The sequence below is a fragment of the Pseudomonas xantholysinigenes genome (assembly GCF_014268885.2).
Lineage (GTDB): Bacteria > Pseudomonadota > Gammaproteobacteria > Pseudomonadales > Pseudomonadaceae > Aquipseudomonas > Aquipseudomonas xantholysinigenes.
In genome coordinates this window covers 2,516,398-2,529,537 of the sequence record NZ_CP077095.1, presented here as the reverse complement: position 1 = coordinate 2,529,537, position 13,140 = coordinate 2,516,398, and the positions used below count along the sequence as shown (strand labels likewise).

Sequence of the window (13,140 nt, the reverse complement as noted above, 5' to 3'; positions counted from 1 at the left end):
CCCAGGATTTCAGCGTTCATGCAAAGATCGCCGGGGCCGCTGCGCGTCCCTTTCGCGACACAAGGCCACGCCTACAGAGACCTCACAGCCCTGGAAGGCATAACAGACAACAACTTCAAGGCCACCATCGCCTCCATGTACAAAACCCTCGAAGCCCATATCCGCCAGCAAGTCGCCCCCGCCGCCCTGCGCGCCGAGTTCCGCCAGCATGAGTTCGAGGCCATGCGCCGCTTCTGCCTGCTGATCTTCTGCGTCGGCATCGCCATCTGGCTGGTCTTCGACCTGATCGTCAGCTACCTCGGTGGCCAGGGCTTCACCTGGCGTTCCGGGGCGTTCATCGCCCTGCTGGGCTGCCTCACCGTGGTCCTGGGCTTCACTCGCAAGAGCCCGCATTTCGACGTGCTCAACCTGCTGTTCGTGACCGTGCTGACCCTGGCCATGCGCCTGGTGATCGAAGGCATCCCCATCGTCCTGCGCCCAGTGTGGCTGGTGCTAGGCGTCTCGACCGTGCTGTACACCGTGTCGGTGCTACCGGTGCGGCGCTGGTCGTTCTTCTGCGCCCTGGGTATCACCTGGATCATGCTCAACCCGTTCTTCCATACCCGAATCCACGCCCTGGACCTCGAAGGCGCGATGCTGATCAGCTACGCGCTGTGCCTCAGCGGCCTGGTGACTTACAGCTACCTGCGCATCCGCCAGGCCAAGCTGCACAACTTCTACCTGACCAAGGTGCTGCTGGAGCAGGCCTATGTCGATGCCCTGACGGAAATCCCCAACCGCCGCTCGTTCATGGCCAAGGCCGAGCGCCAACTGCAACTGGGCGCCCCTGGGCAGTTCCTGGCAATGATCGATATCGACAACTTCAAGAGGGTCAATGACAGCTTCGGCCATGACATCGGCGACGAAGTGCTCAAGCGGGTGGCGGGTCACATCAAGGCGGCAATGAGTGGTTTCGAGATCGCCCGGCTGGGCGGCGAGGAGTTCGCGATCTTCTTCCAGGGCCTGGACGACGGCGCCGCCGAGCAACAGGTCGCAGCGTTGTGCCAGCGTGTGCGCGAGGACTACAACGAGCACCCGGTGACCATCAGCATTGGCCTGACCCGGATTGATTGCGGCGACACCCTGAGCGCGGCCCTGGTACGCGCGGACCAGGCGTTGTACGCGGCCAAACACGCTGGCAAGGACCGTTTCGTGCTGTGGCAGGCCCAGGTGATTACTCCCTGAGGCCTGCCGTGGCCCTGTGCATGCGGCGTCAGCCGCCGGCCGGCAAGCGAATCCGGAACTGCGCCCCGCCCAGCGCCGACTGCGCCACCGTCAGCGTGCCGCCCTGCCCCTCGATGGCCCGCCGGCTGATCGCCAGCCCCAGGCCGAACCCGCCGGTGTTGCGATCGCGGCTGCGATCCAGGCGGTAGAACGGCTGGAAGATCCGCTCGCGCTCCTCGGGCGGAATACCGATGCCATCATCCTCGACCGTCAACAGGCAGGCCCCATCCTCCAGGCGCAGACGCAGCAACAGGCTTTCGTCGCAATAGCGCATGGCATTGCGCACCAGGTTCTGCACCGCCCGCGCGGTCAGCCGTGGGTCGAGCACGAAACGCGGCAGCTCCGACTCGGCCCGCACCTCCCACTGGATGCCTCGGCTGTCGAGCTCCTCGGCGAAACCACCGAGCACGCTGTCGACCAGTTCCAGCAGCGACACCTCGACCCGCTCGCGGGCCTGGTCGGCGTTTTCCAGGCGGCTGTACGACAGCAGTTCCAGCACCAGTTCGTCCAGCTCGCGCACATGCCCCACCAGCTCGAGCAGACGCTTGCGACTGGCCGGCGGCACTTCGTCGTAGAGCAGCACCAGGCCGAAATCCAGGCGCGTCAGCGGGGTGCGCAGTTCATGGGACACCGCGTTGAGCAGTTCGCGTTGCTGGTTGACGTGCCGCTCCAGGTCACTGGCCATGGTGTCGAACACCCCCGCCAGCTCGCCGATGTTCGAGCGCGGGGAAATATGCGTGCGCTCGCTCATCTCGCCCTGGCCCAGGCGCCGGGCGGTTTCCTTCAGGCGCTCCAGGTCGCGCCAGTGCGGCCATACCCACAGCAACAGGCAGCCGAGCATGGCCGCGCCGATCAACACCGTCACGCCCCAGGACAGCACGTTGATGTCCAGCGGATCGTCCGGCGAGTGCAGGCGCACCAGCCATTCCTTGTCCAGGGGCGCCAGGGCCGTCTCGTAATAGCCCCAGTCGGCCAGGCGCACCACGTACAGGCCATGTTCCAGCCGCGCCCTCTCCTCGGGCGCCAGGCCGGCCTGGTCCAAGCGCAGCAACTGCACTTCCAGCGGCTTGAAGGCCGCGGCCAGGTCTTGCTCCAGCGCCGGCCACTGCGCCCGCGGGGTCTGCTGGAACTGGCGGACGATCAAGGTCTGCACGCCCTTGGCCTGCTCCAGGTTGTAGGCCATGAAGCGCTCATGGAACAGCCCGACGATGCTGTCGGGAATCAGGGCGATCGCACCGGCATAGGCGACGATGATCACCAGATACAGGCGCACCAGGATCTTGAGCATGCGGCGTCAGTACTCCCACTCGACCCGGCTGAACAGGTAACCCTTGCCCCACACGGTCTTGATCTTGCGCGCCTCGCCGGCGCTGTCGTCGAAACGTCGGCGCAGCTTGGAAATCGCCACGTCCACCGAGCGGTCGGTACCGTTGAACTCGATACCGCGCAGCTGCTGGAGGATCCGGTCGCGGCTCATCACCTCGCCGGCATTGCGCGCCAGCACCACCAACAGGTTGTATTCGCCGCTGGACAGCTCCACCTCCTCGTCGCGCCAGCTGACCGTGCGCTCGGCCAGGTCGATGCGCAGGCCGCCGATCTGGATCAGGTCGCTGTCCAGGCGTGGTTCGTTGACGCTGCTGCGCCGCAGCAAGGTGCGCACCCGGGCCAGCAGCACCCGTGGTTCGCAGGGTTTGGTGACATAGTCGTCGGCGCCCATTTCCAGGCCCAGGACCTGGTCGTGGCTGTCGTCGCGGGCGGTCAGCATGAGGATCGGCAGGCCTTGGGACTCCTGGCGCAGCAGGCGGCACACCTGCAGGCCGTCCAGGCCCGGAAGCATCAGGTCGAGGATGACCAGGTCAGGCTTCTGCCGGTGAAAGTCCTCCAGCACATGGTCGCCTCGGGCAATCACCCGGACATGGAAATCGTTACGTTGCAGGTAGCTGGCAATCAGCTCGGACAGCGCGCTGTCGTCTTCGACCAGGAGGATGTTCGGCATAAGTGGTTTTGCACAGGGAGTGAAGTAAGGCAGGATATAGAATCCTGCGCCGGGCACCTTCGCTTGTTCACACTTTTTCACACACGCCCTACACAGCTTAACAGCGCCCACGCGAACGGCTGCCTTAGCATACGCTCGATCAATTCCGGAAGATCCGTATGTCCATTCCCTGCACCCTGCGCCTGCGCCCTCTGGCGCTGCTGGCGCTGATGACCCTCGCCCTGGCCGGTTGCAATGACGCCACCGACCAGGAACAACAGGCCTCCGCTACACAGGTTCGGGTCGAGACCCTTGCTGTCCAGCCCCTGGCCATCAGCACCGAACTCAGCGGTCGCATCCTCGCCCCGCGTACCGCCGAAGTGCGTGCCCGGGTCGCCGGCGTGGTGCTCAAGCGCGTGTACCGCGAAGGCAGCGACGTTAAACAGGGCGATGTGCTGTTCCTCATCGACCCGGCACCATTCAAGGCCGACTTCGACAGTGCCCGCGCCACCCTGGCCAAGGCCGAGGCCACCCTGTACCAGGCGCGCCTGCAAGAGCAGCGCTACCGCGAACTGGTCGACGACAAGGCGGTCAGCCGCCAGGAGTACGACAACGCCCGCGCCGCCTTCCTCCAGGCCGATGCCGCGGTCGCCGAAGCCAAGGCCGCGCTGGAACGCGCACGCCTGAACCTGAGTTACGCCACGGTCACCGCGCCGATCGCCGGGCGCATCGGTCGCGCCCTGGTGACCGAGGGCGCGCTGGTTGGCCAGAGCGAGACCACCCCGCTGGCGACCATCCAGCAACTGAACCCGATCCATGCCGACGTCACCCAGTCGACCCGCGAGCTCAACGCCTTGCGCCGTTCGCTGCGCGCCGGCGAACTGCAGCGGGTCGGCCAGGACCAGGTCAAGGCCACGCTGATCCAGGATGACGGCAGCGCCTACCCGCTGGCCGGCAAGCTGCTGTTCTCCGACATCAGCGTCGACCCGAGCACCAACCAGATCACCCTGCGCAGCGAGTTCCCCAACCCTGACCTCGACCTGCTGCCGGGCAGCTACGTGCGCGTGCGCCTGGAACAGGCCGTGCAGCCCCAGGGCATCAGCGTGCCGCAGCGGGCCATCCTGCGCGACAGCGCCGGGGTACCCAAGGTGCTAGTGGTCGACCAGCAGGACCGCGTCAGCGAGCGCCAGGTGACCCTGGGCAGCGCCCAGGGCGACCGCTGGATCGTCAGCGAAGGCCTGAGCGCCGGCGAGCGCGTCGTGGTCGAAGGCCTGCAGCATGTCAAGGCCGGCGACCAGGTGCAGGTCGACGAACAACCGGGCGCCACCGCCGTCGCCCAGCACACCGGCCAGTGAGGGCCTGATCCATGCCGCAGTTCTTCATCGACCGCCCGGTATTCGCCTGGGTGGTCGCACTGTTCATTCTCCTGGTCGGCGGCCTGGCCCTGCCCCAGCTACCGGTGGCCCAATACCCCGACGTGGCGCCGCCGCAGGTGGAAATCTACGCCGTGTACCCGGGCGCCTCGGCGGCGACCATGGACGAGAGCGTGGTCAGCATCATCGAGCAGGAACTCAATGGCGCCGACAACCTGCTGTACTTCGAATCCCAGAGCAGCCTGGGCAGCGCCACCATCACCGCCAGTTTCCAGCCGGGCACCAACCCGGACATGGCCCAGGTGGACGTGCAGAATCGCCTGAAGGTGATCGAGTCGCGCCTGCCGCGACCGGTGACGCAACAGGGCCTGCAGGTGGAAAAGGTGTCCACCGGCTTCCTGCTGCTGGCCACTCTCACCGCCGAGGACGGCAGCCTCGACGAGATCGCCCTGTCCGACATCCTTGCGCGCAACGTGATGAACGAGATCCGCCGCATCAAGGGCGTAGGCAAGGCGCAGCTGTACGGCTCGGAGCGGGCCATGCGCATCTGGATCGACCCGGCCAAGCTGGTCGGTTTCAACCTGACGCCCAACGATGTGGCCGAGGCCATCGCCGCGCAGAACGCCCAGGTAGCCCCGGGCAGCATCGGCGACCTGCCAGCCCGGCCGACCCAGGAAATCACCGCCAATGTGGTGGTCAAAGGCCAGCTGAGCACGCCTGAGGAATTTGCCGCCATCGTGCTGCGCGCCAACACCGACGGCTCCGCGGTCACCGTCGGCGATGTCGCCCGGGTCGAGATCGGCGCCCAGGAATACCAGTACGGCACCCGCCTCAACGGCAAGGCCACCAGTGCCTTCAGCGTCAAGCTGTCGCCGGGGGCCAACGCCATGGAAACCGCCGGCCTGGTCAAGGCCAAGCTCGACGAGCTGTCGCGCTACTTCCCGGCCGGCGTTAAATACGACATCCCCTACGACACCTCGCCGTTCGTCAAGGTCTCCATCCAGCAGGTGATCAGCACCCTGTTCGAGGCCATGGTGCTGGTGTTCGCGGTGATGTTCCTGTTCCTGCAGAACTTGCGCTACACCCTGATCCCGACCCTGGTGGTGCCGGTGGCGCTGATGGGCACCTTCGCGGTGATGAACGCGCTGGGCTTCTCGGTCAACGTGCTGACCCTGTTCGGCATGGTATTGGCCATCGGCATCCTGGTGGACGACGCCATCGTCGTGGTCGAGAACGTCGAGCGGATCATGGCCGCAGAAGGCCTGCCGCCCAAGGAAGCCACGCGCAAGGCCATGAGCCAGATCAGCGGCGCGATCGTCGGCATCACCCTGGTGCTGGTGGCGGTGTTCCTGCCGATGGCCTTCATGAAAGGTTCGGTGGGGGTCATCTACCAGCAATTCTCGGTGTCGATGGCGGTGTCGATCCTGTTCTCGGCGTTCCTCGCCCTGAGCCTGACCCCGGCGCTGTGCGCCACCCTGCTCAAGCCATTGGCCAAGGGCGAGCACCATGAGCGCAAGGGCTTTTTCGGTTGGTTCAACCGTCGCTTCGAGCACATGAGCAACGGCTACCAGCGCTGGGTCAGCCACGCCCTGCTGCGCAGTGGCCGCTACCTGCTGGTGTATGCCGCGCTGCTGGTGGCGCTGGGCTATGGCTTCAGCCAGTTGCCCACCGCCTTCCTGCCCACCGAGGACCAGGGCTACACCATCACCGATATCCAGTTGCCGCCGGGGGCCAGCCAGGCCCGCACCATCGAGGTGGCCAAGCAGATCGAAGCGCACAACAGCGAAGAACCAGGCGTGGCCAACACCACGCTGATCCTCGGCTTCAGCTTCTCGGGCAGTGGCCAGAACGCGGCGCTGGCCTTCACCACGCTCAAGGACTGGTCGCTGCGCGGCAGCGCCGAGGACCACGCGCAATCGATCGCCGAGCGCGCGACCATCGCCTTCAGCCAGCTCAAGGACGCCGTGGCCTACGCCGTGCTGCCGCCACCGGTGGATGGCCTGGGTGAGTCGACCGGTTTCGAGTTCCGCCTGCAGGACCGTGGCGGCATGGGCTACCGCGAACTGATGCAGGCGCGCGAGCAACTGCTGGACGAAGCGCGCAAGAGCAAGGTGCTGGTCAACGTGCGCGAAGCCTCGCTGGCCGAAAGCCCGCAGGTGGAGCTGGAAGTCGACCGCCGCCAGGCCAATGCCCTGGGTGTGTCGTTCGGCGATATCGGCGCGGTGCTGGACACTGCGGTGGGCTCCAACTACGTCAACGACTTCCCCAACCAGGGCCGCATGCAGCGGGTGGTGGTGCAGGCCGAAGGTGACCAGCGCAGCCAGGTCGAAGACCTGCTGAAGATCCACGTGCGCAACAGCAGCGGCAAGATGGTGCCGCTGGGCGCCTTCGTCCGCGCCCATTGGCAGAGCGGCCCGGTGCAGCTGACCCGCTACAACGGCTACCCGGCGGTGTCGATCTCCGGCGAACCGGCCCCCGGCTTCAGCTCGGGCGAGGCCATGGCCGAGATCGAGCGCCTGGTGGCACAGCTGCCGGCTGGCGCCGGCCTGGAATGGACCGGCCTGTCGTTGCAGGAGCGCCTGTCCGGCAGCCAGGCGCCGTTGCTGATGGCGCTGTCGCTGCTGGTGGTGTTCCTGTGCCTGGCGGCGCTGTACGAAAGCTGGTCGATCCCCACCGCGGTGCTGCTGGTGGTGCCGCTGGGCGTGCTCGGCGCGGTGGTCGCGGTCACCCTGCGCGGGCTGCCCAACGACGTGTTCTTCAAGGTCGGCCTGATCACCCTGATCGGCCTGTCGGCGAAGAACGCCATCCTGATCATCGAGTTCGCCAAGGATCTGGTGGACCAGGGGCACGACGCAGCGGACGCAGCGATCCAGGCCGCGCGCCTGCGCCTGCGACCGATCGTCATGACCTCGCTGGCGTTCATCCTCGGCGTGGTGCCCCTGGCCATCGCCAGCGGTGCCAGCTCGGCCAGCCAGCAGGCGATCGGCACCGGGGTGATTGGCGGCATGCTCAGCGCCACCTTCGCCGTGGTGTTCGTGCCGGTGTTCTTCGTGGTGGTGATGCGCCTGGCCGGACGTGGCAAGGCCAAGGCCAGCGAACTGGTCAGCAGCGAAGCCTGACTGGACAAGCCAGGCGTTAAATGGGAGGGTTCCCGGCATTGATTGCCCGGAACCCTTTTTCATGCCCGACACCCTCCCCCCCTGCTCGATTCTCATCCTCGCCGGTGGCCGTGGCCAGCGCATGGGCGGCCGCGACAAGGGCCTGGTGGCTTGGCGCGGCGAGCCGCTGGTGGCCCATGTGCAGCGTGCAGTGCGTGCGCTCAGCGATGACTTGGTGATCTCCTGCAACCGCAACCAGGAGGTCTATGCGGTTTATGCCGACCAACTGGTCGGCGACGCCGACGCGGATTTTCCCGGGCCGCTGGCCGGGGTGATCAGCGGGCTCAAGGTGGCGCGGCATCACTGGGTGGTGTTGCTGGCCTGCGATGCGCCACGGATCGACCGGGCCTTGATCGAGGACCTGCTGGCACTGGCGGTGGCCCACGACAGCGCGGCCATGGTGCGCCAGGGTGGCTACTGGCAGCCGATGTTCAGTGTATTGCCGCGACGCTTGTTGCCACTGCTGGAACAGGCCTGGCAGGCGGGTGAGCGGAGTTTGCAGAAGGCGTTGTTGCAGGACAGCGTGCAGGGCCTGGAATGTGCCGAAGATGACCTGCGCCTGAGCAATTTCAATAGCCCGGAATTGTTGCAGGATTAACCTGTCGCCAAAGTACACCGCGCTCCCCTGTAGGAGCGGCCTTGTACCGAGAAAGGGCTGCGCAGCAGCCCCGGGTTGTATACCCACCTGAAGATTGCTGGGGCCGCTTTGCGACCCTTTCGCGGCACAAGGCCGCTCCTACACAGATTGTGCAAACCCACATAAAAAAAGCCCCGGGGCAAGGATCCCCAGGGCCGAGCTGTTGGATTCCCCAACCAAAGGAGTTCGTTTCAGCCCTTGTCCGGCCAACCACCGCCCAGGGCGCGGAACAGGTCGACCAGGGCCAGTTGGCGCTGGGTGCTGGCCTCGATGAAGGCCGCCTCATTCACATAGCTGCTGCGCTGCGCGTCCAGGTAGCGCAGGTGGTTGTCCACCCCGCCCTCGTAGCGCGCCTTGGCCAGCGCCACGGTCGCCCGGCTGGTATCGGCCAGGGCCCGGCGCGCGGCTTCTTCACGGCGCAGCGTGTCGGTGGCGGCCAGGGCGTCAGCGACTTCGCGGAAGGCGGTCTGGATCGTGCCTTCGTAGGCCGCCACCGCCGAGTCCTTGCGTGCTTCGGCCAGGCTCAGGCCGGCCTTGTTGCGCCCGGCATCGAACAACGGCAGCGACAGCTGCGGCATGAAGCTCCAACTGCGTGAACCACCGTCGAACAGCCCGGACATCTGCGCACTGGATGTGCCGAAGCTGCCGGTCAGGCTGATCCGCGGGAAGAACGCCGCCCGCGCCGCGCCGATATCGGCGTTGCGCGCCCGCAGCCGGTGCTCGGCGGCGAGGATGTCTGGCCGGCGTTCGACCAGCGCCGATGGCGCGCCCGGGGTAATGTCCTGCAATACCATAGGCTCGGCCAGACGCTCGCCCGGAATCGCCTTGGCCACGTCGGCACTGCCCAGCAGCAAGACCAAGGCGTTGTGAGCCTGGCGCTGCTGACGCACGGTGGCCTCGAGCTCGGCGCGAGACTGTTCGACCAGCCCCAACGCCTCCTGGTGATCCAGCGCCGTGGCCGTGCCGGCCGCACGCCGCTGGCCGACCAGGGCCAGCGAGTCCTCGCGGCTGGCCAGGGTCTGGCGGGTCAATGCCAGGCGCCGTTCGGCACCGTCCAGGGTCAGGTAGGCCTGGCTCACTTCGGCGATCAGGGCAATGCGCGCGGCACGGCCAACTTCCTCGGTGGCCAGGTACTGCTCCAGGGCCGCGTCACTCAGGCTTTTCACCCGGCCAAACAGGTCAACTTCGTATTCCGGCAGCGCCAGGCCCACCTGATAAGTACTGCTGACACCCTCGCGACCGTTGCTCGACAGGTCCGCCGGCAAGTGCTGGCGGTTGCCCGAAGCACCGGCACTCAGGCCCGGCACGCGGTCTGCGCGCTGGATGCGGTACTGCGCGCGGGCCTGCTCGATATCCAGCAACGTCTGGCGCAGCGAGCGGTTGTTGTCCAGCGCGGTACCCACCAGCTGGCGCAGCGCCGGATCGACGATGAACGCCTGCCAGTCCAATTGCTCCACCACCTTGCCGTGGTGGCCGGCGGCATCGCCCCAGGCAGCCGCTACCGGCGCCTCGGGGCGCTGGTAGGTCGGTGCCAGGGAGCAGCCGGCCAAGGTGACGGCCAGCGCGAACGGAATTGCAAGATTGCGCATGAGCATCACTGGGTCACCTCGACAGCGTGTTGCACGGGGGCCGGCTTGCGCTTGAGCAGCTTCAGCACGAATACGAAACAGATCGGCACGAACACCACGCCCAGCAAGGTGGCGCTGAGCATGCCGCCGATCACCCCGGTACCGATGGCGCGCTGGCTGGCCGCGCCGGCGCCGGTGGCGATGGCCAGCGGCACCACGCCAAGAATGAAGGCCATGGAGGTCATCACGATCGGGCGGAAACGCAGGCGCGCGGCCTCGATGGCGGCGTCGCTCAAGCTGTAGCCCTTCTCCCACAGTTCCTTGGCGAACTCGACGATGAGGATGGCGTTCTTCGCCGCAAGGCCAATGATGGTGATCAGGCCGACCTTGAAGTACACGTCATTGGGCAGGCCGGTGAGCATCACCGCCCACACCGCGCCCAGGGCGCCGATCGGCACGATCAGCATCACCGTCAGCGGGATCGCCCAGCTTTCGTACAGCGCCACCAGCAGCAGGAACACCACCAGGATAGCCAGGGCGAACAAGGCCGTGGCCTGGCCGCTGGAGACCTTCTCCTGGTACGACAAGCCCGTCCAGGCATAGCCAATGCCAGGCGGCAGCTCGCTGACCAGGCGCTCCATCTCGGCCATTGCCTGGCCGGTGCTGTAGCCGGGCGCGGCGTCACCGGCGATGCGGATCGACGGATAGCCGTTGTAGCGCACCAGTTGCACCGGGCCTTCTTCCCACTGGGTGGTGACGAAGGCGCTGAACGGTACCTGCTCGCCGCTGGCGTTGGGCGCATACAGGCGCAGCACGCTTTCCGGGGTCATGCGCTCGCCCTGCTCGGCTTGCACCACCACGCGCTGCTGGCGCCCGGCGTTGGTGAAGTCGTTGATCACCGCCGAACCAAAGGCGGTGGCCAGGGTGTTGTTGATGGCCTCGAAGCTCACGCCCAGGGCACGGGCTTTCTCGCGGTCGATCTTGACCCGCAGCTGCGGCGCCTCGGCCAGGCCTTCCATCATCGCGTAGAGGATCACCGGGTTGCCGTTGGCGCGGGCCAGCAGCTGGTCGCGGGCCGCCAGCAGTGCTTCGCGGCCCAGGCCACCACGGTCCATCAGGCGCAGGGCGAAACCACCCGAGTTGCCCAGGCCGTCGATCGGCGGCGGCATGACCGCGGTGATGGTGCCATCGCCATTGGCCGCGAACTGAGCGTTGATGGCAGCGGTTTCCGCCTCCGCCGACTGGTCCTGGCCGCGCAGGGACCAATCCTTGTAGGTGGGGAACGCCAGCGCGGCGTTGTCGCCCTGGCCCGAGAAACTGAAGCCACTGACGATGAACGAGCTGGCCACCGCCTCGCGGGACATCAAAAACTTCTCCAGGCCTTCGGCGGTGTGGTCGGTGCGTACCCGGCTGGCGCCCGGTGGCAACTGCACGTCGACGATGCTGTAGCCCAGGTCCTCGGATGGCACGAAGGCCTCCGGCAGGCGCAGGTAGGAGTAGCCGAGCACCACCAGGATGCCGACGTAGGCCAGCATCCAGCGGCCGGCGCGGGCCACCAGGGCGCTGTTCATCACCGAGTAGCGCTCGGTCACGCGGGCGAAGGCGCGGTTGAAGGCGCCGAAGAAACCGCCCTTCTCGTGGTGGCCATGAGGTACCGGCTTGAGCAGCGTGGCGCACAGCGCCGGGGTGAAGGTCAGGGCGAGGAAGCCGGAGAACAGGATCGACACCGCCAGCGACACCGAGAACTGCTGGTAGATCACCCCCACCGAGCCAGACATGAACGCCAACGGCAGGAACACCGCCGCCAAGACCATGGTGATACCGACGATGGCCCCGGACACCTGCCCCATCGCCTTGACCGTGGCCGCCCCCGGCGACAGGCCTTCCTCGGCCATCAAGCGCTCGACGTTCTCCACCACCACGATGGCGTCGTCCACCAGGATGCCGATGGCCAGGACCATGCCGAACATGGTCATCATGTTCACCGAGAAGCCCAGCAGCTTCATCACCATCAGCGTGCCCAGCAGGCACACCGGCACCACGATCGACGGGATCAGGGTGTAGCGCACGTTCTGCAGGAACAGGAACATCACCAGGAACACCAGCACCATGGCTTCGATCAAGGTGTGGATGACCTTCTCGATGGCCACGTCGACGAAGCGCGAGGTGTCGTAGGGCACCGAGTACTCGACGCCCTCAGGGAAGAACTGCGACAGCTCCGCCAGGCGCTCCTTGACCAGGGTGGCGGTCTGGATGGCGTTGGCGCCGGGCGCCAGCTGCACCGCGCCGGCCACGGCCGGGTGGCCGTCCAGGCGCGAGGACAGGTTGTAGTTCTCGCTGCCGATGGCCAGGCGCGCGACATCACCGAGCAGCACGCGGGAGCCATCCGGGTTGGCGCGCAGAACGATGCCGGCGAACGCCTCGGGAGTGTCGAGGGTGCCCTGCACCGCCAAGGTCGCGGTCAGCTCCTGCTCGCTGGCCCCCGGGGTGCTGCCGAAACTGCCGGCCGGCACCTGGACGTTCTGGCCACGGATGGCGTTGTTGATGTCGTCGATGGACAGGCCATAGCCCACCAGCTTCTGCGGGTCGACCCAGACCCGCATCGCCGCCTCCGAGGCGAAGAACTGCAGCTTGCCCACGCCGGGCACGCGCAGCAGTTCGTTGTTGATGTTGCGCACCGCGTAGTCGGCCAGGGCCGTGGTGTCGCCACTGTCGCTGGCCTTGCTGGTCAGGGCGTAGATCAGCAGGAAGCCAGAGCTGGCCTGCTCGACCTTCAGGCCCTGGGTCAGCACGGCCTGGGGCATGCGCGCCTCGGCCTTTTTCAGGCGGTTCTGCACATCGACCTGGGCCATGTCTGGCTCGGTGCCGGGCTCGAAGGTCACCAGCACCTCGGCGACGCCGTTGGAGTTGTTGGTGGACTCGTAGTACAGCAGGCCTTTGGCGCCGTTGAGCGACTCTTCGATGATGCTGGTCACCGACTCCACCAGTACCTTGGCCGAAGCGCCCGGGTAGCTGGCGGTGATGGAGATCTGTGGCGGTGCCACGCTGGGGTACTGGGCCACCGGCAGCGCCGGGATCACCAGCAGGCCGGCCAGGGAAATGAACAACGCCATGACCCAGGCGAAGTTCGGCCGATTGATGAAGAACTTGGACATCTCGCTACCCT

8 protein-coding genes are annotated in these 13,140 nt (G+C 66.6%); 4 read left to right on the top strand and 4 right to left on the bottom strand.

Annotated elements, in window-relative coordinates; genetic code table 11:
- The first annotated feature begins 135 nt into the window (after positions 1–135).
- Positions 136–1,224: a GGDEF domain-containing protein gene (locus HU772_RS11395; protein WP_186657705.1), complete on the top strand. Its 1,089-nt coding sequence runs from the start codon at positions 136–138 to the stop codon at positions 1,222–1,224.
- Positions 1,225–1,252: 28 nt separating this feature from the next.
- Here HU772_RS11395 and HU772_RS11390 read toward each other — a convergent pair whose 3' ends face one another.
- Positions 1,253–2,551: an ATP-binding protein gene (locus HU772_RS11390; protein ID WP_186657703.1), complete on the bottom strand. Its 1,299-nt coding sequence runs from the start codon at positions 2,549–2,551 to the stop codon at positions 1,253–1,255.
- A 6-nt stretch (positions 2,552–2,557) separates the two neighbouring features.
- Positions 2,558–3,259 (bottom strand): response regulator, encoded by a 702-nt coding sequence (locus HU772_RS11385; protein WP_186657701.1) that lies wholly within the window; start codon positions 3,257–3,259, stop codon positions 2,558–2,560.
- 164 nt (positions 3,260–3,423) lie between these two features.
- Here HU772_RS11385 and HU772_RS11380 point away from each other — a divergent pair, with 164 nt between their 5' ends.
- The 3 genes from HU772_RS11380 (at position 3,424) to mobA (ending at position 8,367) form a co-directional block, all read left to right on the top strand.
- Positions 3,424–4,593, top strand: coding sequence for an efflux RND transporter periplasmic adaptor subunit (locus tag HU772_RS11380; protein WP_275959743.1), 1,170 nt, complete (start codon positions 3,424–3,426; stop codon positions 4,591–4,593).
- Positions 4,594–4,604: 11 nt separating this feature from the next.
- Positions 4,605–7,730 carry a multidrug efflux RND transporter permease subunit gene (locus tag HU772_RS11375; protein ID WP_186657693.1) on the top strand — a complete coding sequence of 1,042 codons (3,126 nt, stop codon included), beginning with the start codon at positions 4,605–4,607 and terminating at the stop codon, positions 7,728–7,730.
- A gap of 61 nt (positions 7,731–7,791) precedes the next feature.
- Positions 7,792–8,367 carry a molybdenum cofactor guanylyltransferase MobA gene (mobA, locus tag HU772_RS11370; RefSeq protein WP_186657689.1) on the top strand — a complete coding sequence of 192 codons (576 nt, stop codon included), beginning with the start codon at positions 7,792–7,794 and terminating at the stop codon, positions 8,365–8,367.
- Positions 8,368–8,597: 230 nt separating this feature from the next.
- On the opposite strand, the gene HU772_RS11365 is transcribed toward mobA, so the two are convergent.
- Complete coding sequence (locus HU772_RS11365; RefSeq protein WP_186657686.1) at positions 8,598–10,001, bottom strand: efflux transporter outer membrane subunit; 1,404 nt, start codon at positions 9,999–10,001, stop codon at positions 8,598–8,600.
- A complete protein-coding gene (locus HU772_RS11360) occupies positions 10,001–13,129 on the bottom strand; it encodes a multidrug efflux RND transporter permease subunit (RefSeq protein ID WP_186657683.1) in 3,129 nt (1,042 codons plus the stop codon). The genes HU772_RS11365 and HU772_RS11360 overlap by 1 nt, the downstream gene beginning before the upstream one ends.
- Positions 13,130–13,140: the final 11 nt, after the last annotated feature.

Bases quoted from the DNA above. Each gene is read 5' to 3' on its own strand.
- HU772_RS11385 (WP_186657701.1), bottom strand. From the start codon at position 3,259: ATGCCGAACATCCTCCTGGTCGAAGACGACAGCGCGCTGTCCGAGCTG.
- HU772_RS11365 (WP_186657686.1), bottom strand. From the start codon at position 10,001: ATGCTCATGCGCAATCTTGCAATTCCGTTCGCGCTGGCCGTCACCTTG.
- HU772_RS11360 (WP_186657683.1), bottom strand. From the start codon at position 13,129: ATGTCCAAGTTCTTCATCAATCGGCCGAACTTCGCCTGGGTCATGGCG.
- HU772_RS11395 (WP_186657705.1), top strand. From the start codon at position 136: ATGTACAAAACCCTCGAAGCCCATATCCGCCAGCAAGTCGCCCCCGCC.
- mobA (WP_186657689.1), top strand. From the start codon at position 7,792: ATGCCCGACACCCTCCCCCCCTGCTCGATTCTCATCCTCGCCGGTGGC.
- HU772_RS11390 (WP_186657703.1), bottom strand. From the start codon at position 2,551: ATGCTCAAGATCCTGGTGCGCCTGTATCTGGTGATCATCGTCGCCTAT.
- HU772_RS11375 (WP_186657693.1), top strand. From the start codon at position 4,605: ATGCCGCAGTTCTTCATCGACCGCCCGGTATTCGCCTGGGTGGTCGCA.